20 protein-coding genes are annotated in these 20,973 nt (G+C 64.0%); 9 read left to right on the top strand and 11 right to left on the bottom strand.

Going from position 1 to position 20,973, the window contains the following annotated elements:
* Window positions 1-77: 77 nt before the first annotated feature.
* The 3 genes from JG746_RS00855 to JG746_RS00845 all read right to left on the bottom strand — a co-directional run bounded on the left by JG746_RS00855 (window position 78) and on the right by JG746_RS00845 (window position 1,540).
* Window positions 78-548: a VOC family protein gene (locus JG746_RS00855; protein WP_202356463.1), complete on the bottom strand. Its 471-nt coding sequence runs from the start codon at window positions 546-548 to the stop codon at window positions 78-80.
* Window positions 549-593: 45 nt separating this feature from the next.
* On the bottom strand, window positions 594-1,121 hold the full coding sequence (locus tag JG746_RS00850) for an SRPBCC family protein (RefSeq protein WP_051726897.1): 528 nt from the start codon (window positions 1,119-1,121) through the stop codon (window positions 594-596).
* A gap of 74 nt (window positions 1,122-1,195) precedes the next feature.
* Window positions 1,196-1,540: an ArsR/SmtB family transcription factor gene (locus JG746_RS00845; protein ID WP_202356461.1), complete on the bottom strand. Its 345-nt coding sequence runs from the start codon at window positions 1,538-1,540 to the stop codon at window positions 1,196-1,198.
* 195 nt (window positions 1,541-1,735) lie between these two features.
* On the opposite strand from JG746_RS00845, the gene ilvD reads away from it, so the two are divergent.
* Window positions 1,736-3,580 (top strand): dihydroxy-acid dehydratase, encoded by a 1,845-nt coding sequence (gene ilvD / locus JG746_RS00840; RefSeq protein ID WP_202356460.1) that lies wholly within the window; start codon window positions 1,736-1,738, stop codon window positions 3,578-3,580.
* A gap of 126 nt (window positions 3,581-3,706) precedes the next feature.
* Here ilvD and JG746_RS00835 read toward each other — a convergent pair whose 3' ends face one another.
* Window positions 3,707-5,461, bottom strand: a complete 1,755-nt coding sequence (locus JG746_RS00835; RefSeq protein WP_202356459.1) for an ABC transporter ATP-binding protein — start codon at window positions 5,459-5,461, stop codon at window positions 3,707-3,709.
* Between the two features lie 149 nt (window positions 5,462-5,610).
* On the opposite strand from JG746_RS00835, the gene JG746_RS00830 reads away from it, so the two are divergent.
* The 3 genes from JG746_RS00830 (at window position 5,611) to JG746_RS00820 (ending at window position 8,662) form a co-directional block, all read left to right on the top strand.
* Window positions 5,611-6,891: an amidohydrolase family protein gene (locus JG746_RS00830; RefSeq protein WP_202356458.1), complete on the top strand. Its 1,281-nt coding sequence runs from the start codon at window positions 5,611-5,613 to the stop codon at window positions 6,889-6,891.
* A gap of 107 nt (window positions 6,892-6,998) precedes the next feature.
* The gene (locus tag JG746_RS00825; RefSeq protein WP_202356457.1) at window positions 6,999-7,922 is read left to right on the top strand and encodes a DMT family transporter; all 924 of its coding nucleotides are present in this window, start codon (window positions 6,999-7,001) and stop codon (window positions 7,920-7,922) included.
* Window positions 7,923-8,188: 266 nt separating this feature from the next.
* On the top strand, window positions 8,189-8,662 hold the full coding sequence (locus JG746_RS00820; RefSeq protein ID WP_202359220.1) for a DUF805 domain-containing protein: 474 nt from the start codon (window positions 8,189-8,191) through the stop codon (window positions 8,660-8,662).
* Window positions 8,663-8,688: 26 nt separating this feature from the next.
* Here the strand turns inward: JG746_RS00820 and JG746_RS00815 are convergent, their stop codons facing one another.
* A complete protein-coding gene (locus tag JG746_RS00815; RefSeq protein WP_202356456.1) occupies window positions 8,689-9,585 on the bottom strand; it encodes a phosphotransferase family protein in 897 nt (298 codons plus the stop codon).
* A 102-nt stretch (window positions 9,586-9,687) separates the two neighbouring features.
* On the opposite strand from JG746_RS00815, the gene JG746_RS00810 reads away from it, so the two are divergent.
* Window positions 9,688-10,320, top strand: a complete 633-nt coding sequence (locus JG746_RS00810) for a class I SAM-dependent DNA methyltransferase (RefSeq protein ID WP_202356455.1) — start codon at window positions 9,688-9,690, stop codon at window positions 10,318-10,320.
* Here JG746_RS00810 and JG746_RS00805 read toward each other — a convergent pair.
* Together JG746_RS00805 and JG746_RS00800 are read right to left on the bottom strand one after the other, a co-directional pair.
* Window positions 10,317-12,770: a GcvT family protein gene (locus JG746_RS00805; RefSeq protein WP_202356454.1), complete on the bottom strand. Its 2,454-nt coding sequence runs from the start codon at window positions 12,768-12,770 to the stop codon at window positions 10,317-10,319. The two genes, JG746_RS00810 and JG746_RS00805, sit on opposite strands and share 4 nt — an antisense overlap.
* On the bottom strand, window positions 12,767-13,654 hold the full coding sequence (locus JG746_RS00800) for a phosphotransferase family protein (RefSeq protein WP_202356453.1): 888 nt from the start codon (window positions 13,652-13,654) through the stop codon (window positions 12,767-12,769). Before JG746_RS00800 ends, JG746_RS00805 begins: the two co-directional genes overlap by 4 nt.
* 512 nt (window positions 13,655-14,166) lie before the next feature.
* Between JG746_RS00800 and JG746_RS00795 the strand changes: the two genes are divergently transcribed.
* Complete coding sequence (locus JG746_RS00795; protein ID WP_202356452.1) at window positions 14,167-14,943, top strand: DeoR/GlpR family DNA-binding transcription regulator; 777 nt, start codon at window positions 14,167-14,169, stop codon at window positions 14,941-14,943.
* On the opposite strand, the gene JG746_RS00790 is transcribed toward JG746_RS00795, so the two are convergent.
* The 4 genes from JG746_RS00790 to JG746_RS00775 all read right to left on the bottom strand — a co-directional run bounded on the left by JG746_RS00790 (window position 14,940) and on the right by JG746_RS00775 (window position 18,392).
* A complete protein-coding gene (locus JG746_RS00790) occupies window positions 14,940-15,839 on the bottom strand; it encodes an NAD(P)/FAD-dependent oxidoreductase (protein WP_202356451.1) in 900 nt (299 codons plus the stop codon). The genes JG746_RS00795 and JG746_RS00790 overlap by 4 nt on opposite strands.
* On the bottom strand, window positions 15,829-16,278 hold the full coding sequence (locus JG746_RS00785; protein ID WP_202356450.1) for an RrF2 family transcriptional regulator: 450 nt from the start codon (window positions 16,276-16,278) through the stop codon (window positions 15,829-15,831). The genes JG746_RS00790 and JG746_RS00785 overlap by 11 nt, the downstream gene beginning before the upstream one ends.
* Window positions 16,279-16,345: 67 nt before the next feature.
* On the bottom strand, window positions 16,346-17,707 hold the full coding sequence (locus tag JG746_RS00780) for a sensor histidine kinase (protein WP_202356449.1): 1,362 nt from the start codon (window positions 17,705-17,707) through the stop codon (window positions 16,346-16,348).
* Window positions 17,708-17,717: 10 nt separating this feature from the next.
* A complete protein-coding gene (locus JG746_RS00775; protein ID WP_140888298.1) occupies window positions 17,718-18,392 on the bottom strand; it encodes a response regulator transcription factor in 675 nt (224 codons plus the stop codon).
* A gap of 291 nt (window positions 18,393-18,683) precedes the next feature.
* On the opposite strand from JG746_RS00775, the gene JG746_RS00770 reads away from it, so the two are divergent.
* The 3 genes from JG746_RS00770 (at window position 18,684) to JG746_RS00760 (ending at window position 20,891) form a co-directional block, all read left to right on the top strand.
* Window positions 18,684-19,283: a class I SAM-dependent methyltransferase gene (locus JG746_RS00770; RefSeq protein ID WP_202356448.1), complete on the top strand. Its 600-nt coding sequence runs from the start codon at window positions 18,684-18,686 to the stop codon at window positions 19,281-19,283.
* Complete coding sequence (locus JG746_RS00765; RefSeq protein ID WP_202356447.1) at window positions 19,280-19,897, top strand: DedA family protein; 618 nt, start codon at window positions 19,280-19,282, stop codon at window positions 19,895-19,897. Before JG746_RS00770 ends, JG746_RS00765 begins: the two co-directional genes overlap by 4 nt.
* Window positions 19,898-19,979: 82 nt before the next feature.
* The gene (locus tag JG746_RS00760) at window positions 19,980-20,891 is read left to right on the top strand and encodes a LysR family transcriptional regulator (RefSeq protein WP_202356446.1); all 912 of its coding nucleotides are present in this window, start codon (window positions 19,980-19,982) and stop codon (window positions 20,889-20,891) included.
* The last annotated feature ends 82 nt before the right edge of the window (window positions 20,892-20,973 follow it).

Raw genomic sequence — 20,973 nt, 5'->3', positions numbered from 1 at the left:
CGGCCTTCGCAGGCTCCGGGCGTTCGAAGCTCGAAAAGCCAAGCAATTGGCTTTTCGTCCGCTACGCGGACCGCTTCTCAACCCTTCGCTGCCGCTTCGAGCTTGGCAATGTCGATCTTGCTCATCTGCATCATCGCATCCATCACCCGGCTGGCCTTGGCCCTATCCGGATCCTGAAGCAGGCGCGGCAACTGCTCCGGCACGACCTGCCAGGAAACACCGAACCTGTCCTTCAGCCAGCTGCATTGCGATGGTTCGCCGCCACCTTCGAGGAGCCTGTCCCAGAAATAATCCACCTCTTCCTGCGTCTTGCAGTCGATCGACTGTGACATCGCCTCGTTGAACTTGAATTGCGGTCCCCCGTTGAGCGCCTGGAACCGCACGCCGTCGAGCTCGAACGTCGTCACCAGCACCTTGCCTTCATCGGCGTGGCCCTTCGGCCAACGCATCATGCTCAGCACCTTCGAATTCTTGAAGATGGAGACGTAGAAATTCGTCGCCTCTTCGGCCTGGTCGTTGAACCACAGGCAGGTGGTGATCTTTTGCATGTCGTGCTCCTTGTTTTCTCTTTGGCTGCTTGGGTGAAGGAAGGGTCAGGCGGCGCCTTTGGCAGCGTCCTGAAGTGAAGCGAGATAAGCGTCGAGCTGGGCATAGCTCTCGCCCATGCCGCGGGTCATGCCGGTGCCGAGCGCGCCGTCACGGGCCGCTTGCGAGGCGTAAAGCACCGTCTGGGTCAACAGCGTCTTTCCGGCCTGTTCGGTGAAGACCACGGTCCCTATGGTTTCGCCACCAGTCCAATCCTCGTCGAACAGTTCGGTGGCGACGATCCTGGCCGGACGCACGATTTCGCGATAGGCGCCGCTCATGCCCATGCTTCGGCCATCGCGATGCTGCCAGACGTAGCGCGTGGCGCCGCCAACCCTGAGGTCGATTTCGCAGATCGCCAGCCGCCAACCGTCCGGGCCATGCAGCCAGCCCTTCAAAAGCTCCGGTATCGTCCAGCAATCGAAGACCATTGGCCGCGACGCATCGAAGATGCGGGTGATCTGGACCTCGCGGTCGCTGGGCGTGGTCACCGTCAGCGTGGCGACGGTCGAACCGGGCAAGGTTGTGGTGCTCATCTTGGTCCTCCTCATGTTTGCCAAAGGACGTGCGGCAGGCCGGTGATCCGACACAGGCCGCGATCTTTTTTCGGCTATTGGTCGGTACTGTCGGGGGCTTTCTCGGCCTTCATCGCGCCAAGCAGCGCGTCGAGGCGCTGGAAGTTGCCTTCCCAGATCTTGCGATAACGCTCCAGCCAGTCATTGGCGTCGGCCAGCGGTTTTGCCTCCAACCGGCAGGGCCGGCGCTGCGCGTCGCGGCCACGCGAAATCAGCCCGGCGTTTTCCAGCACCTTGAGGTGCTTGGAGATCGAGGGCTGGCTCATCGCGAAGGGCTCTGCGAGTTCCATCACGGATGCTTCGCCCTGGATGAGCCGGGCCAGGATGGCTCGGCGTGTCGGATCGGCGAGTGCGGCAAAAGTGGCGTCCAGCTGGTCCATCGGATTTCCATAGCCAATAAGGTATATACCCAATTGGCTATATACAACCGAGATCCGATCGTCAACGTCCATCCGGATTTCGTGGCGCATCGCAAAAATGTGGCCAGACCAAGCTATGGCGTCTATAACGCCTGCGATCCAAATTCAGCTCCGCCGCGCCATTCCCCGGCCGCGGCCAGCCACCAAGGAAAAAACATGCCTGCCTATCGCTCCCGCACCACCACCCATGGCCGCAACATGGCCGGCGCCCGCGGCCTGTGGCGCGCCACCGGCATGAAGGACTCGGATTTCGGCAAGCCGATCATCGCGGTGGTCAATTCCTTCACGCAGTTCGTGCCGGGCCATGTGCATTTGAAGGACCTCGGCCAGTTGGTGGCGCGCGAGATCGAGAAGGCCGGCGGCGTCGCCAAGGAGTTCAACACCATCGCCGTCGACGACGGCATCGCCATGGGCCATGACGGCATGCTCTATTCGCTGCCGTCGCGCGAGCTGATCGCCGATTCCGTCGAATACATGGTCAACGCCCACTGCGCCGACGCCATGGTCTGCATCTCCAATTGCGACAAGATCACCCCCGGCATGCTGATGGCCTCGCTGCGGCTCAACATCCCGACCGTCTTCGTCTCCGGCGGGCCGATGGAAGCCGGCAAGGTGGTGCTGGCCGGCAAGACGCAGGCGCTCGACCTGGTCGACGCGATGGTCGCGGCGGCCGACGACAAGATCTCCGACGAGGACGTCAAGGTCATCGAGCGCTCGGCCTGCCCGACCTGCGGCTCCTGCTCGGGCATGTTCACCGCCAATTCCATGAACTGCCTGACCGAGGCGCTCGGCCTGTCGTTGCCCGGCAACGGCTCCACGCTGGCCACCCACGCCGACCGCAAGCGCCTTTTCGTCGAGGCCGGCCATCTCATCGTCGATCTCGCGCAGCGCTATTACGAGCAGGACGACGAGAGCGCACTGCCGCGTAGCATCGCTTCCAAGGGCGCCTTCGAGAACGCCATGACGCTCGACATCGCCATGGGCGGCTCGACCAACACCGTGCTGCACATCCTGGCCGCCGCCCATGAGGGCGAGGTCGACTTCACCATGGAAGACATCGACCGGTTGTCGCGGCGGGTTCCGGTGCTCTGCAAGGTGGCGCCGGCCAAGTCCGACGTCCACATGGAAGACGTCCACCGCGCCGGCGGCATCATGGCCATCCTGGGCCAGCTCGACAATGCCGGGCTGCTCAACCGCGACCTGCCGACCGTGCACACCGCGAGCCTCGGCGAGGCGCTCGATCACTGGGATATTTCCCGCACCTCCAGCCAGAACGTCCGCGACTTCTTCCTTGCCGCCCCCGGCGGCGTGCCGACGCAGGTCGCCTTCAGCCAGGACCGCCGCTGGGACGATCTCGATCTCGACCGCGAGAAGGGCGTCATCCGTTCGGCGGAAACGCCGTTCTCGAAAGACGGCGGCCTTGCCGTGCTCAAGGGCAATCTGGCGCTCGACGGCTGTATCGTGAAGACGGCCGGCGTCGATGAGTCGATCCTGAAGTTCACCGGCCCGGCGCGGGTGTTCGAAAGCCAGGACGCCTCGGTCAAGGCCATCCTCTCCAACGAGATCAAGGCCGGCGATGTTGTCGTCATCCGCTATGAGGGCCCGCGCGGCGGCCCCGGCATGCAGGAAATGCTCTATCCGACCAGCTATCTGAAGTCGAAGGGCCTGGGCAAGGCCTGCGCGCTGGTCACCGACGGCCGCTTCTCCGGCGGTACGTCTGGTCTGTCGATCGGTCATGCGTCGCCGGAAGCCGCCGAAGGCGGCACGATCGGGCTGGTGCAGGAGGGCGACACGATCGAGATCGACATCCCCAACCGCACCATCCGCCTTGCCGTCAGCGATGAAGAGCTTGAAGCACGCCGGGCGGCGATGGAAGCCAAGGGCGCCCTGGCCTGGAAGCCCGAGGAAAAGCGCAAGCGCAAGGTGACGACCGCGCTGCGCGCCTACGCCGCCTTCGCCACCAGCGCCGACAAGGGCGCGGTGCGGCACGTGCCGGAGTGAACTAAGGCCGCGACCCCCTGCCTCCCCCTTGTGGGGAGGTCGGACCGAAGGTCCGGGTGGGGGCGGCGCCGTACCCCCCGCCCCGCTGCTGCGCAGCGACCCTCCCCACAAGGGGGAGGGTAGGGCTCACGGCATCAACTGGTACTCATAAAGCTTCTGGTAGAGCCCGCCCTGCGTGAGCAGCTCTCGATGTGGCCCGCTCTCCACCACCTTGCCGCCTTCCAGCACCACGATCGTGTCGGCCTGGTGCACGGTCGACAGGCGGTGCGCGATGACGATCGTCGTGCGGCCCTCGGTCAGCTGCTGCAGCGCGTCGCGGAACAGCGCTTCGGATTCGGCGTCGAGCGCGCTGGTCGCCTCGTCCAAGAGCAGGATTTCGGCGTTGCGCAGCATGGCGCGCGCGATCGAGATGCGTTGGCGCTGGCCGCCCGACAAGAGCCCGCCATTCTCGCCGACGTCGGTCTCATAGCCCTTCGCCTGCGCCATGATGAAGTCATGCGCGTTGGCGGCCTTGGCCGCGGCAATCACCTCGTTGTCGGTCGCGTCCTGCCGCCCAAGCCGGATGTTGTGCATGATGGTGCCGGCGAACAGGAACGTGTCCTGGCTGACATAGGCGATCTTTTCCCGCAGTGAGGCGAGCGTCGCGTGGGAAATGTCCTGACCGTCGAGCAGCACCCTGCCGCTGTTGGGGTCGTACATGCGCATGATCAGGTTCAGGATCGTCGACTTGCCGCCGCCGGAGGGCCCGACCAGCGCCGTCATCTTGCCGGGCGCAAGGGTGAGGTCGAAACCATCGAGCACCGGCGGGCCGTTCTGATAGGCGAAGCTGACGGTATCGAACCGGATCTCGCCCGGTCCCGCCAGAAGTGGCTTTGCATCGGGCCTCTCGGCCAGTGTCAGCGGCGCGTCGGCGAGCTGGAACATCATGCGCACGCCGACGATGCCGCTTTCCAGCGAGATGCGCACGCGCGCGAGGCGCTTTGCCGGTTCATAGGCGAGCAGCAGCGCCGCGATGAATGCCATGATGTTACCCGGCATCTGGCCGCCCTGCAGAACCAGGAGACCGCTGACCATGACGGCGCCGGCGATCGCCAGCCCGGCCAGCGTCTCCATCACCGGGCTGGTCACCGCTTCCAGCGCGGCAATGTTGTTGGCCCGATCCTCGACGTCCGCCACCGCCTTGTACATGCGCTTGCGCATCAAGCCTTCGAGGTTGAAGGATTTGACCACGCGCACGCCGATAGCGGTTTCCTGCATCACCTGAATGATCTGGCCAACCGAGCGGAACTCCATGGCCGCGAACTTGCGCACGCGCTTCAGGATGCGGTTGACGCCATAGATGGCCACGGGCCCGGCGACGAAGCAGATCAGTGACAGCACCGGCTGCTGCCAGACCATGACACCAATCAAGGCAAGCAGGGTCACCAGATCGCGCACATAGGAGGTGACGATCAGGTCGAGCACGTTGCGTGCCGCCTGGGCATTGTTGGTCATGCGGGTGATCAGGTCGGATGACGAGGTCGAATGGTAGAATTCGATGCCTTGCGCCAGGATACGGTCGTAGATCTTGCGCTGTCGGTCGGCGATGATGGCATTGCCGACCCGGCTCATGAAATAGGCCTGGACGAAATTGGCGAGGCCCTTGAGGACGAAGATCCCGGCGACCGCCGCGGCAATCATGTTGACGCGGTCGACCCGCTTGTCGATCACGAATTCATTGGTGATTTCGCGCAGGATCCAGGCGCTGGCCGCGGTCATGCCGGCCACCACCAGCATCGATAGAATGGCCGCGCCATATCCGAACATATGCTCCCGGAACGATTCCCTGACCAGCCTTGCGACGAGGCGCTGGTTTTCCGTCGAGCGGAAGAAACGAAACAAAGGCTGATCCTTGATAGCGGAATGACGAAGGCGGCTTATAGAGGGAGTTGTGGCCGGATGGAACCGTTGGCGGCTTCTGGAAAGAAACCGCTGCGTCATGCTGTCTTTTGGGACACGATGGCAAAGTGATTCTTCAAGCGAGACGACAGATGGATTTCGACCTTATCGTTCGTGGCGGCACGCTGCCGGATGGCAGGATTGCCGATATCGGCATCAGCGGCGAGACGATCGCCGCGATCGAGCTCAAATTGCAGGGTTCCGCCCGGGCCGAGGTCGATGCCAGCGGCAATCTGGTCTCGCCGCCTTTTGTCGACCCGCATTTCCATATGGATGCAACGCTGTCCTATGGCATTCCGCGCATCAACGCCTCGGGCACGCTGTTGGAAGGCATTGCGCTATGGGGTGAGTTGAAGCCGCTTTTGACGCATGAGGCGGTGCGCGACCGGGCGCTCGCCTATTGCGACTGGGCGGTGTCGATGGGCCTGCTCGCCATCCGCACCCATGTCGACGTCTGCGACGACAGGCTGCTGGCGGTCGAGGCCCTGCTCGACGTCAAGAAAGCGATCGCGCCCTATATCGACCTGCAACTGGTGGCTTTCCCGCAGGACGGCTTTTACCGCTCGCCGAAGGCACGTGAAAACACCCTTCGTGCGCTGGACATGGGCGTCGACATCGTCGGCGGCATTCCGCATTTCGAGCGCACCATGGCCGATGGCACGCGCTCGGTGACCGAGCTCTGCGAGATCGCGGCCAAACGCGGCCTGATGGTCGACCTGCATTGCGACGAGACCGACGACCCGCTGTCGCGCCATATCGAGCAGCTGGCCTATGAAACGCAGCGCCTCGGCCTGCAGGGCAAGGTGGCCGGCTCGCACCTCACCTCCATGCATTCGATGGACAATTACTATGTCTCGAAGCTGCTGCCGTTGATTGCCGAGGCCGGCGTTTCCGCCATCCCCAACCCGCTGATCAACATCATGCTTCAGGGCCGTCACGATACCTTCCCGAAGCGGCGCGGCCTGACCCGGGTCAAGGAGATGCAGGCGCTCGGCATCCGTGTCGGCTGGGGTCAGGATTGCGTGCTCGATCCCTGGTATTCGCTGGGCACCGCCGACATGCTGGACGTCGCCTTCATGGGCCTGCATGTCGCGCAAATGTCGAGCCCGGCCGACATGGCGCGCTGCTTCGACATGGTCACCAACGTCAACGCCGCCATCATGGGTCTCGACCATCTCGGCCTGGCGGTCGGCAAGCGCGCCAGCCTCGTGGTCCTCGACGCCGGCAATCCGATCGAGGCCCTGCGCCTGCGCGCCGAGCGCATCTGCGTCATCGCCAGGGGCAAGGTGGTGGCGGAACGGACGAGGCAGGATACAAGGCTTTCCATCCCGGGCAGGCCGGCATTGGTCAACCGCAGGCACAAAGCCATGTAGGCCCAGCCGATTCCCGGTCCTGGTCTTGCGATTCTCCGGATTCTTCTCGTCAAAGCCGCGGCTTCCGTCTACGACGCGACTTAAGTGAGGGAGGAATCGGGATCGGCATGACGCAGCCCGTGGCGCAGAATTCCACCATCAGGAACGTGCTTCTGGCCGGCATTCTGCTGATGCTGGCCGGCGACTTCCTGTTTGCGCTGAACGATGCGATGGGCAAATGGCTGGTCGCCAGCTTCTCCGTCGGCCAGGTGGTGCTGATCCGCTCCATCGGCGCCTTCTTCGTGCTCGGGCCGATGATCGCGCATCAAGGCACCGCCAAGCTGTTTCGCATGGAAAGGCTCGAGCTGCAGATCTTGCGTGTCGTCATGACCACGCTCGACACCGCGCTCTTCTATGCCGCGGTCGTCTATCTGCCGCTTGCCGACGTCATGAGTTTCTACATGGCGGGGCCGATCTATGTCGCGGCGCTGTCGCATCTGCTGCTTGGCGAAAAGGTCGGCTGGCGCCGCTGGGTGGCGATCCTGCTCGGCTTCTGCGGCGTGGTGATCATGCTGAAGCCTTCCTCGGCGGCGTTCTCGCTGTCATCGAGCTTCGCGCTCGCCGGCAGCGTTGCCTTCGCCTTCGCCATCATCCTCAATCGGCGGCTGCGCGGCACCAGCGACACCAATCTGGTGACATGGCAGACGATCGGCACGCTGCTGGTCGGTGGCGTGCTGACCATCGGCGCCTGGCAGACGCCCTCGGCGCTCGATTTCGGCGCCATGCTGCTGCTCGGTATTGTTTCCTGCGGCGCGCATCTGATGATCACGCGGGCGCTCAAGCTGGCGCCGGCCTCGACGCTGGCGCCGCTGCACTACACGCTGCTGCTATGGGCCGTGGTGTTCGGGCTGGTGTTCTTTGGCGACGTTCCCAGTACACGCATCCTGATCGGCTCCGGCATCGTCGTTCTGGCCGGCCTGTTCATCTTCCACCGCCAGAAGGTGGTCGACACCACGGTGCCGCCCGAAAACGTGCCGAAAGGCGTGAATTAAAGCGACTCCAGGAAGTGTGAGCCGGCTTTCCGTCCGCAATTGCATCGAGACGAAGCATAGAGCGCGTCACACGGCGTCGTTTCGAAGCGACGTGTTTGGCGACTGAAGGCTATCATCCGGAGTTGTTGGAGTTTCAGGTCGGAAAGTCCGGTATTTACATCGATATTTTGCTGTGTACGTTGCCTTCCGGGCGCAATACGGGATTGATTCTTGCCCGGAAGGGGCAAGGTCAATATCTCAACAAAACTGCGATAGAGGGGGCGGCAATGGGTAGTTTCTCTATATGGCATTGGCTGATCGTTTTGATCCTGATCGGCTTGCCGCTGGTATTTGTTCTAAGAGCAGCGCCAGCTGGCGCCAATCGGTTCGGAGAAATGCCGCCTTCGATGAATTTTGGCGAAGCTGTTTCCAGCTTTTTTCGAAACTATGTGGGTTTCTCAGGCAGGGCGAGCCGCTCGGAATTCTGGTATTCTTATTTCTTCATTTTCATTGTCTCCGTCATTCTGGTGATAGTTGACGCCGTCCTGAACAATGAAATTGTCTCATCGATTTGGAATCTTGCCGTCCTTCTTCCGACACTCGCCATGACCGCTCGCCGGCTGCATGACATCAACAGAAGCGGTTGGCATCAACTCCTTGCGGCATTGTTCCCCATCGGCACCATCGCGCTGATCATTTGGTATTGCAAAAAGTCTGACGATACAGTGACGTTGGGTGAGATAGAGCGGGTTTTCAGGTAGACCGGAGCCCGTCATATGGAATTGCTTTAACCCATACGCACGGCCGCCAGATGCCGTGAAAACTCCGGCGTCTCCATCAGCGCCGTGCAGCGGGCGAAACGGCCGTCGGCATAGGCGCGGAAATCGTCGACGGGATTGTTATTGGCCAGCTGGATCAGCCCCCACAGTGTCCAGAGCAGATCGCACATGGCCTTGTAGATGACGACGCGGCCGCGCTCCGCCGGCCTCGCCTCGCCGCCGAAATAGGCGCGCATCAGCTCTTCGTCCTGCGCGGCGTCGAATTTACCTTCGACACTGAGGTCGCCAAGGTCCCAGAGCGGGTCGTTCATCCCCGAATATTCCCAGTCGACGATCCACATCCGCTCGCCCGTATCGAGAAAATTCTCGCAGAGTGGATCGCAATGGCAGGCGACGAGGGGGAGCGGATGGGCGGCCAGCGCCGAGCGCACGCTGCCGGCCTCGCGCACCACCTCATGGTATCCGGCGGGCAGGGCGACGTCCTTGGTCGAAAGCACCTTGAGATAATCGTCGATCATCGAAAACAGTTCGAAGCGGAAGGGGAACACCGCACCCGACGCGTGCAGCTTGCGGAAGGCTTCGCCAGCCCGGGCCGGACTGCCCGGCCGCTCCCGGAATTTCTCCGGCGACATCGTCACGGCGCCGGCGATGAAGCGTGTCACCATCACGCCGGCATCGGCATGCAGCACTTCGGGACTGACTCCCGCCTTTGCCGCTTCACGCGCGGCCACCGCTTCGTTGGCGCGGTTGATGTACTCCTCGGTGCCTTTGCCTGGAATGCGCAGGCAGAGATCGCCGGCCCTGAAGACGAGGTTGGTGAGGCCGCCAAGACGCTCCAGCGGCCCGGTATAGCCGGCCAGCACCGGAATGGCAGCCAGTTTCGCCCGCGCCTCGTCCGTCGCCATGTCGCGCCCCCACGCTGTTATTTCTCACCGCGACGGTTCCACAATTTTCACCGTTTGGCTATCATTGGATCGAACGTAACTCGATCAGGCGACAGAGCAGCAATGACGGACGGTAAACATTTGGGTGCGCTCAGCGCGGCCTATGCGGCGACGCGGCCAGAGGAAGTGGCGGCGCTGTATGACCGCTGGTCGCAGACCTATGATGCCGACATGTCGGCCGCCGGTTATCGTCATCCGACGATCTGCCTTGCTCTGATCGCCCGCCATTTGCCGCGTGGCGCGGCGCCGTTGCTCGATGCCGGCGCGGGCACCGGGCTCATCGGCGAATGGCTCGATATATCAGGCTATCCGCAAGTCGAGGCGCTGGACATCTCGCAGGGCATGCTCGACCAGGCCGCCCGCAAGGGCGTCTATTCCGCGCTGCATTGTCTCGCGCTCGGCGGCACGCTGCCCTTTGCCGACAATGCCTATGCCGGGATCGTCTCGGCCGGGGTCTTCACCTCAGGCCATGTCGGCGTCGAAGGGCTGGACGAGTTGATCCGCATCTGCCGGCCCGGCGGGGTGATCGTGCTGACGGTCAAGAACACGCTGTGGGATCAGGGTTTTGCCGCACGCATCGCCGAGCTCGAAGCGCAAGGCGTCGTCACCCGTGCCGAAGAAACGCGCCCCTATGTCTCGATGCCGGGCGAGGCTGATACCGTGCCCAGCCGCGGCCTTGCATTGCGTGTGAGCTAGGCCTTTACCTTCTCCGCTGCCGGATCGTACATCGGCTCGAGATGGATTTGGGCCGGCGTCCGCTCCATTGCGACGACCAGCTCGTAGTCGCCCGAGGCGAGGAAATCGTCGCTCACCCCCTCGGCGTTGCGCACGTAGCCGTAGCCGATGTTCCTGCCGATCGTGTAGCCGTAGCCGCCGCTGGTCAGATAGCCGACCGGCTCGCCATTGCGCAGGATGGTCTCGCGGCCGAGCAGCACGATTTCGGGACTGTCGACCGTGAAGCCGGCAAAGCGCTTCTTCAACGGCGCGCCGGCAAGCTTCTCCAGCGCGCGCCGTCCGACGAAATCGGTGTTCTTCCGGAGCTTGACCGCCCAGCCGAGCCCGGCTTCCTGCGGCGTGTCGTTGGGTGTGATGTCGGAACCCCAGGCGCGGTAGCCCTTTTCCAGCCGCAGCGATTCCAGCGCCCGGTAGCCGACCGGGCGGATGCCGTGCGTCTTGCCGGCGGCCATCAGCGCGTCGAAGACTTCGCCTGTCGCCGCGATCGGCACATGCAGTTCCCAGCCGAGCTCGCCGACATAGGTGACACGCAGCGCCCGAACCGGGTGGCCGGCGATGGCGATCTCGCGCACATGTCCGAATGGGAAGCCGGCATTCGACACATCGGCATCGGTCACCGCGCTGAGCACGTCGCGGGCCCGGGGGCCCATCAGCGACAGCGTGCCGAAATCCTCGGTGACATCGGTCAACCCGGCATCGAGGCCCCCGCCTATATGGTCGCTGATCCACGAGGCATCATGCGTGCGGAAACCGGTGCCGATGACGATGTAGAATTTCTCCTCCGCCAGCCTCGCCACGGTCAGGTCGGCCTCGATGCCGCCGCGCGTGTTGAGGAGCTGCGTGTAGGTCAGCCGGCCGACCGGCTTGCTGACGTCGTTGGCGCAGATCCAGTCCAGCGCCTTGGCTGCGTCAGGGCCGCTAAATTCGTATTTGGCGAAGGACGACTGGTCGAAGATGCCGACATGCTCGCGCACATGCCGGTGCTCGTCGCCGACCGCCGAAAACCAGTTCTGCCGGCCCATGGAATAGATGTCCTGCGGCTCGACGCCTTGCGGCGCGAACCAGTTCGGCCGCTCCCAGCCGAGCTTGGAGCCGAACACGGCGCGCTGCAGCTTCAGCCTGTCGTATAGCGGCGAGACGATGCGCGGCCGGCCGCTGGCATATTCCTCGTGCGGGAAGCCGATCGTGTAGTGCTTGCCATAGGCCTCCAGCGTGCGCTCGCACACCCACTGCCGGTCGCGGTGCAGGTTGGAAAAGCGCCTGATGTCGACCACCCACAGGTCGAGCGGCGCTTCGCCATCGACCACCCACTGCGCCAGCACCCAGCCGGCGCCGCCGCCAGAGGCGATGCCGAAGGCGTTGAAGCCGGCGCCGACGAACATGTTGGCGCATTCGGGTGCCGTGCCGAGAATAAAATTGCCGTCCGGCGTGAAGCTTTCCGGCCCGTTGATCATCTGCTTGACGCCGACGGTTTCCAGCGCCGGCACACGCGCGATCGCCTGTGTCATATGCTGCTCGAAATGGTCGTAGTCGTCGTCGAACAGCCGGAATTCCCAATCGTTGGGCACGTCGCCCCCGGGCAGGTCGGTCGTCCATGCCTGCGGGTTCGGCTCATAGCCGCCCATCACCAGCCCGCCGACCTCTTCCTTGAAGTAGGTGCGCCGGTCAGGGTCGCGCAGCGTCGGCGCGTCGGTCGCCAGGCCATCGATCTTCTCGGTGATGATGTACTGGTGCTTCACCGGCTGCAGCGGCACGTTGATGCCGGCCATGGCGCCGACCTGCCGCGCCCATTGTCCGGCGCAGTTCACCACCTTGTCGCAGGCGATATCGCCTTGATCGGTCTTCACCGCCGTGATGCGGCCGCCCTTCATCTCGAAGCCGGTGACGCGGACATTCTCATAGAGCTTGGCGCCGTGCATCCGCGCGCCCTTGGCCAGCGACTGCGTGATGTCGGAGGGGCTGGCCTGGCCGTCGGTCGGCAGCCAGGAGGCGCCGACGAGATCGCCGGTTTCCATCAAAGGCCACATCGCCTTGACTTCGGCCGGGGATAAAAGGTGCATGTCCATGCCGAAACTCTTCGCCGTGGTCGCCAGCCTTTTGTACTCGGTCCAGCGGTCGGCATTGGTGGCGAGCCGCAGGCAGCCGGTCATCTTCCAGCCGGTGGCAAGGCCAGTTTCGGCCTCCAGCCCCCTGTAGAGGTCGACCGAATATTTGAGCACGCGGGTGATCGAGGCGGACGAGCGCAATTGGCCGACCAGGCCGGCGGCATGCCAGGTCGAGCCCGAGGTCAGCTTGCCCTGTTCGAGCAGCACGACGTCGGCCTTGTGGTCGCGCGCCAGATGATAGGCCGTCGAGCAGCCGATGATGCCGCCGCCGATGACGACGATCGCGGCATGGCCAGGCAAGGTCATGATTTCAGGATCCCGTATTTTGTCCGGTAGTTTTCCAGCGCCGCGTCGAGCCGCACGAGATTTTCCTCGGTGTAGGCGACGTAATCGATGCCGGGCGCGTCGAGATAGAGTTCCGACACCATGCTCCACATCGCCTCGCGCAGCAGCGAGGCGCATTGCATGGCGGCGTGCGAGCGGCGGATTGCCGCGTCCGGCTCCTTCATGAAATAGGCGGTCAGGAAGGCGAAGGATTCCTCGTCGCTCATGCCGGCGTTCGAGGCGACGCCGGCAAGATCGAACATCGCCGTGTTGAAGCCGGCATATTCGAAATCGATCAGCCACAGCCTGCTGCCGTCGTCGAGAATGTTGGCCGGCAAAAGATCGTTGTGGCCGAAGACGATCGGCAGCAATTTCTGTGCCCGCTCCAGTTCGTCGGCCAGCGTCAGCAGGCGCGGCAGGTCGCTGCGCTTGCGGCTGTTGCCTTCCTCGAGCGTACGCGCATAGTCGCGAATGACGTGGAACACCCAGAACATAAAGCCGGCACCGGAGATATGGTTGGGCATCTCCCGGTGGAAGCCGCGCATAAGGGCTGCGACCCGGCCGAGATTGGCGCGCACGTCTTCGGCGAGGAAGGTCCTGGCGCCGAGAAACTGCGTCACCAGTATGCCGGGTTCGGAATAGTGCACGGCAGGCGCAAAGCCGGCGGCATGGGCCGCCCGCGCGGTCATCACCTCGCGCTCGCGGAAGACATGGTGGAAGGGGTAGTCCTGGCCGAAGCGCACAACATGCCGTCCGGCACCGTCGCTGACCACATAGTTGGCGTTGCTCAGGCCGCCGGGCAGGGGGGCGATCTCGATGGCGCCGGTCCAGCAGGGCAGGGCGCGGATGCGATCTTCGGCAATCACGGAATCATCCCTGGTTTGCTGGGCTTCGACTAAAGCGCGTCGCGTTGAAACGGATCCATGCGACGCGCTTTAGGTCCTTGTTTTTATGCATGTCGTTCTCTCAAACCGAGGTCACTTTTGGGCGACATGCACCAGGCGCCATGGACAGCGCGACGAGAGCGGGGAGAAACGCAAATAATCTCGTCGGTGCGGGACGCCAGGATCGGTATCCCGCACCGCACCGACGAGCCCCTTGGCCAGGATTTTGATCCCGGCATCCGCCCCCGCGGATCTGAAAATTCCTTGCGCCAGGCGCGTTCAAGACCGCCTGGCCAGTGAGTTGCGGCTCTGCCATCACCCTCCCGTTGCAGCTCCGGACCCCTGCTGATGCCTTGAATTTCACGCCAGGGTTGCCCGGTTGTCAATAAAAAGATGTGACTTTTTTTGGGTGTTTTGCCCGAAAGCAAGATTTGATCCCTTTAAAAGCGCTTGAATTACCTTAAAACCGGTCAAAACCTAAGCCGGGAAACCCAATGGTCCATTCCAAACGCCACGGCGAGATCCTGCGGCTGTTGCAGGAAGAGGGAACCGTCACCATCGCCAGCCTGGCCGACCGGCTGGGTGTTTCGCTGGAAACCGTGCGCCGCGATGTCAAGCCGCTCACCAGCGACGGTTCGGTTCTGAAGATGCACGGCGCCGTCGGCCTGCCGTCGATGGTCGGCGAAGCACCGTTCGAACGGCGCATGCGCGAGAATGCCGACGCCAAGCGCATCATTGCCCGCATGGTCGCCGCCACCATCCGCGACGGCGAATCGGTCATGCTCGACACCGGCACCACGACCTCGTTCCTGGCGCGGGAGATGCTCGGCCACCGGCGGCTGACCGTCGTCACCAATTCGTCCGACATCGCCCGCACGCTGGCCACCATCAACGGCAACAAGGTCTATATGGCCGGCGGCGAATTGCGCAGCGACTCAGGTGCCGCGTTCGGCACTTCGGCCATCGAGTTCGTCAGCCGCTTCTCGGTCAGCCATGCCATCATCTCCACCGGCGCCGTCGACGCGGTGACGGGCGTCATGGATTATGATCTGGAAGAGGCCGAATTCGCCCGCATGGTGCTGTCGCGCGGCCAGCGTTCGCTTGTCATCACCGACCATACCAAATTCGGCCGCCAGGGCCTGGTCCAGGTCTGCGGCTTCGACGGCTTTTCCGAACTCGCCACCGACCGTTCGCCGCCGCATGACATCGCCGCGGCGCTGGCACAGGCCGGCGCGCGGCTCAGCATTGCCGGCGGCGAAGCCGGATTTTAGCCGAACACCAAGGATTGGTGGGCGCACACGCCCGCGAAGGTCCCAGCCGATACGGCGAAGGCGATGTTGTGCATCGCGCGTGCCGCGTCGCCGGCGGCATAGACACCGGGAATTGTCGTCTGCTGCCGGTCATCGACTGATATTGCCGGGCCGAGCAGGCCGTCCGTGAAGCCGCAGCCGAGCTGCTCGGCCAGCGGGCTTGCCATCGTGTTGCGCGGCGCGGTGAACATCGCCCTGACGCCGGCCTTCCGGCCACCGTCGAGGTGGACGACCAGGCCGCCCGCGCCGTCTTCCCTGAGTTCGCTGACGATCGCGGGTTCGAACCTGACATTTTTGCTCTCCAAAGCGAGTATCTGCTCGGCGTCGGGCTCGATCTGGCCGTTGCCGAACAGCGTGACGTTGCCCCAATCGGCGATCAACTGCGCCTGGTGCAGGGACATCGGGCCGGTCGCGAGCACGCCGAGCGGCCCGCCCGACACCTCGTAGCCGTGGCAATAGGGGCAATGCAGCACGGTCTTGCCCCATTGCTCGGCAAGCCCGGGAACCTCCGGCAGGATGTCGCGCACGCCGGTGGCCAGCACCAGCCGCGCGGCGCTGTATGTCTCGCCGCCATCGGTGGTGATCGCGAAATCGCTGCTGCTGTTGGCGACGGCTTTGTCGGCACGCGCCTGGACAAACCTGGCAGTCGGATAGGCCAGCAATTGCCGCCTTGCATCGTCGAGGATGGCGCCGGGCGAGCGTCCGTCCTGGCCGAGAAAACCGTGCGAATGCGCGGCGAAACGGTTGCGCGGCTGGCCGGCGTCGATCACCAGCACGTTGCGCCGGGCCCGCGCCGCCTGGATGGCGGCGGACAGGCCGGCGAAGCTGCCGCCGACGATGGCAAGATCATACTGCATGGCTGGAAACTCCAATGAGGTCGTAACGGCGTCGGAAATCGGCGGTCAGGTCGGCCAGCGTGATGCGGCTGAGCTTCTGCGCCAACAGCTTCTCCGCCTCGATGCGGAAATCGTCGAGCACGGCGATCACCGCTTGCTCGACAAGACAGCCCGGGCTTTCCGGTTCGGTGCTGAACGGCAGCAGCGTCTCGCCAAGGGCGGCGCTGATCTCGGCCAGTGAGGTGTTTTCGGGCGCCCGTCCGAGCAGCCAGCCGCCGCCATGGCCGCGCGACGAGGTGACGATGCCGGCGTCGCGCAGGCCGGCGATGGTCCGGCGCACCACCACCGGATTGGTATGGATGAAGGTGGCAAGCTGCTCGGAGGTCAGCGCGTGTTCCGGCTTCTCGGCCATGTGGACGAGAATGTGCAAGGTGGAGGACAATCGGCCGTTGCGTTTCATGTAACTTAGTTAGTTACGATTTCGGCGATGTCAAACGCGTCAGCGTAACTTTCCGTCTACGGCGGCGTTATGCGGGCAACGGGCGAAAACTCATCCGGAAGCAGGCGCCGCTCGGTTTGCCGTCGAGAATCTCGATGCGCCCGCCATGCAGTTGCATGATTTCCTGCACCAGATTGAGGCCGAGCCCGGCGCCGTGATCCTGCGGGCGCAGCCGGTAGAAGGGCTCGAAGATACGTTCGCGCTCGGCTGGCGGCACGCCGTCGCCTTCGTCGCGCACCTCGATGACAGCGGGAGCGGTGACACTGACGGTGATCTTGCCAGTCCTGCCGCCATGCTCGATGGCATTCTGGACGATGTTGGTCACCGCGCGCTCGATCGCGGTGCGGTCGCCGCTGGCGAAGACCGTCTCCCGTTCCGGCTCGAACGACATCTCGTATCCGGCCGAGAAAGCCATTGGCGCGAGGTCGACGATGACGCCGCGCGCGATTGCCACGAGATCGACTTTCTCGAAAGGCGAGGTCTGCCGGTCGAGGCGTTGCAGGTCGAGCAACTGGTCGGTCAGCGTCGAAAGCCGTGCTGCGTCCTGCAGCAGGCGTGCCCGCTCCGGTGTCGCCGGCAGCGAGGCCAGGCGCGTGTTGAGGATGGCCACCGGCGTTCGGAGTTCATGGGCGGCGTCGGTCAGGAAGCGCTTGTGGCGCTCATAGCCTTTGTCGAGGCGCGCAAGGGCGGCGTTCACCGCCTTCACCAGCGGTGTCACTTCCGTCGGCACGTCCTTCAGCGGCAGTTGCACGCCGCGCTGGTCGATGTCGATGCGCTCGGCCTCGGCGGCGGCATGGCCAAGGCCCGACAGCGCGCCGCGCACCACCCAGGGTGTCGCAAACAGCGTGGCCAGCGCCATGAGGCCGGCGAGCGGCAATATGCCTTGCAGGAAGAATGCCGGCGCCTGTCCGAGCAGGCGAAGCAGCGAAAGCCCGCCCTTGGTGCCGGAGAAGATCTGGACGTTGCCCGCGGCCGTTTCGGTCCAGCGGATCTTTGCGTCCGGCGGCGCGCTCTCGCCGATGGAATGGTCGATACGCGCGTCACTGATCGTGTCCAGCAGGCCGGCGAAGGGCTGGAAGATGGTCGGAACCGTACCTTCCTGCAGCCGCTGCCCCTGCTTGTCGCGGATGATGAACCACAGGTCGGGGACATCGGATCGCAGCTTCTTCAGATCCGAAGTCTCGCGCAGCACAAGCTTGCCGCCCGCGTCGCGCACCACCGCATCCGCCAGCACATCCATCGTGCCGTCCTCATAGTCGTGCGGAATGAGGCCGGTGGCGAGCAGGGCGCCGAGAATGCCGACAATGATCAGCGTCAGCATAGCGCATTGCAGCAAGGCGATGCGCAGCACCAGGCTCCATTTGAGCGAACGTGGGCGCTTGAGGCTCATCGCTTAATGCTCATGTCGTCTCGCGCAGGAGATAGCCGACGCCGCGAATGCCGTTGATCGTCACCCCGGCATCGGCGTCGGCGAGTTTGCGGCGCAGGCGCGAGACGTGGGTGTCGAGCGCATTGGACTGGATTTCGTCGTCGAGGCCGAACACCGCTTCCATCAGCGCCTCGCGCTGCACCATGCGGCCGGTGCGCCGCATCAGCGCCTCCAGCACCAGGAGTTCGCGGCGCGGCAGGCTGAGCGGCTCGCCGCGGATCGCAGCCTCGCGGTGTCCGACATCGAGCACCAGATGGCCGGCGCGGATGAATTGCGACTGCATCGGCGCCGGGCGCCTGAGCAAGGCGCGCAAGCGGGCCAGCAATTCCTCGAAGGCGAACGGCTTTGCCAGATAGTCGTCCGCGCCCATGTCCAGCCCATCGACCTTGTCAGACGTGTCGCCCTTGGCCGTCAGCACCAGCACGGGCGTGGTGTTCGCCGCCGAACGCAATCGCGGCACCAGCGACAGCCCGTCGCCGTCCGGCAACTGGCGGTCGAGCAGGATGGCGTCGTAACTGTCGACCGCAACGAAGCCCTCCGCCTCAAGCAGCGTGCCGGCGTGATCGACCACCATGTCGTGGCGCTTCAGCGCCGCACGCAGCGCCGAGACCATTTCGGGCTCGTCTTCGACCAGCAAGATACGCATCCACACTCCCCGGCAACGAGCACACCGTATCGGGCGCTACAGCGCCAACATTGCGCAAGCATGGCAAAGCCGAATGGCGGGAAGCCGGCAAGTTCTTTCTTTGCGCCAGCGCCATTGCGCAATGTCTATGCAATCCAGCCACGCCAAACAGCGCCGGTCGGCAGGAACCGCCCATGCCGGCGTCAAGGCGTCGGGCCCGACGATGCAACAGGTTCGGGTCCGACGCCGAAACGAAATCAAGTGGTCGCGCCAAATTGGTTGGCGTGTTGTTGTCCGGGATTGAGGTTGGTTATGCCTGCACATGATGCCCTGTCTTTTCTCATGGCGTGGACCGTTGCGCCGTTCAGGGTCGGCTCCGTCACGCCGTCCAGCTCCAGCCTGTCGGCCTTGATGACACGTGACATCGGTCCCGAGACAGGCCCGGTGCTGGAACTCGGTCCCGGAACCGGCCCGTTCACACGGGCGCTGCTGTCACGCGGGGTGAGGGAAGAGGATCTGACGCTGATCGAATCCGATCCGGATTTTGCCGCACTTCTCATGCGCCGCTTTCCCGCCGCCCGGATTTTCGAGATGGATGCCGTCGGGCTGCGCCATCTGTCGCTATTCCCTGGGCCGGTGGTTGGCGCTGCCGTCAGCGGGCTGCCCTTCCGCCTGATTTCGCCGCGCAAGACCCTTGCCATTCTCGAAGGCGTTTTCGCGAATCTGCGCCCGGGTGGAGCGCTGTATCAGTTCACGCTTGGCCGGCGCTGCCCGTTCGACCAGTCGCTGCTCGACCGGCTCGATCTCGAAGTCACGCGGGTCGGCCATACTTTTCGCAATTTCCCGCCGGCTACGGTCTATCGCGTCACCAGGATCAATACGCTGGGGACCTATGACTGGCGCTTCGCATGACGGGTCCGCTGTCGGCCATTCTCGGCTTCGGCCTGTTCGGCGTCTTCTGCCTCGCCTTCACCGAGAAGATCCTGCCGATCCCGCCCTCGCATGTGCTGCTGCTGTTCCTCGGCATGACGGCGGCGCCGGATAGTCCGACGCTGGCGATCCTGCTGGCGGTGACGACGCTTGCCTCCTTCGCCGGCTGCCTTGTCTGGTATGGCGTTGGCCGGCGGATCGGATTCGACCGTGCCGACCGGCTGATCGAACGGGTTGGCAGATATATCTTCCTGCGCCCGGCAACCTACCGCAAGCTCGGCCAGGCCTATCGCCGCAATCATGTGCGGGTGTCCCTGCTGGCGCAGTTCATCCCGACGGTGCGCAATTATTTGCCGATCGCGGCCGGCGCGCTTTGTCTGCCTGCTCTGCCCTTCGCGATGGCGACGTTGCTCGGCGCCACCATCTGGAATGCGGGCTTTCTCCTGACCGGCTATCTCTTGCGCGGCAGCGGCCAGGATTCCTTCACGGTGGGTTTGCGCATCATCGTCATCGTCGTGGCGCTGGAGACGGCTTTCATGCTGGCATTGCGCTATGGCCCCGCATGGCGGCGACGCATCAGGCTGGTGTTCGGCTGAGCGCGGGGCCACAGTCCTCCGGCCATGGGATAAGTTCTGCCGTCGGCTTTCCTTCGCCCGGCCGCCGGTGTTTAGTCCGGCCATGGCCTTCACCATCCGCCAGTTGCAGTTCTTCATCGCCGTCGCCGAACAAGGCACGGTGTCGGGCGCCGCGCAGAACCTTTCCATCTCGCAATCGTCGGTCACCGAAGCGATCAAGGAGCTCGAAAGCGATCTGGGCGTCGAATTGTTCGAGCGCCATCCGCGCGGCCTCAACATCACCCACAAGGGCCACCAGTTCCTGCGCCACGCGACCAAGATCCTCGCCGACGTCTCCGACGCCCGCCGCTCTTTTTCCGGCGAACAGGCGGTGGCGGGAGGGCGGCTGCAACTCGGCGTCACCTCGCTGGTCGCCGGTTATGTGCTGTCGGATCTGCTCTCCCGCTACCGCCGCGCCTATCCCGGCGTCGAGGTCTCGGCCATCGAGGACAATGGCGACTACCTCGAGCACCTGCTCATCGGCGGCAAGCTCGACATCGCCGTCATGGTCACCTCCAATTTGCGCGACCGCACCGCGCTGCAGTCGGAAATACTGGAAGTGTCGGCCTACCGCCTGTGGCTGCCGCTCGGCCATTCGCTCGTCGGCGCCGACATCATCAGCATTGGCGATATCGCCGGCGAGCCGCTGATCATGCTCACCGTCGACGAGATCGAGGAGAACACGGGAAAACTGCTGACGGCGATAGGCGCCAAGCCGCATGTCGCCTTCCGCACCCGTTCCGTCGAAGCCGTGCGCAGCCTGGTCGCCACCGGCGCCGGCGTGGCGCTGCTGCCCGACCTTGTCTACCGGCCGTGGTCGCTGGAAGGCGACCGCATCGAATCGCGTGATATTTCCGGCTCCTTGCCGGTGGTGCAGGTCGGCATGGTCTGGCGTCGCGGCTCCGGCCTGCCGCAGGCGGCGCGCGACTTCATCGGCCTTGCCCAGTCACAACGGACGGTCCGTCAACGCCTTTGATTGACGAGTACCCAATCTATCGGAAAAACCGATATCGTCGTTCTGATAAATGAATTTGCGAAACCGGAATTTTCCAAGCACC

The organism is Mesorhizobium sp. 113-3-3 (genome assembly GCF_016756495.1).
Lineage (GTDB): Bacteria > Pseudomonadota > Alphaproteobacteria > Rhizobiales > Rhizobiaceae > Mesorhizobium.
This window is presented reverse-complemented; position numbering and strand designations above follow the sequence as displayed.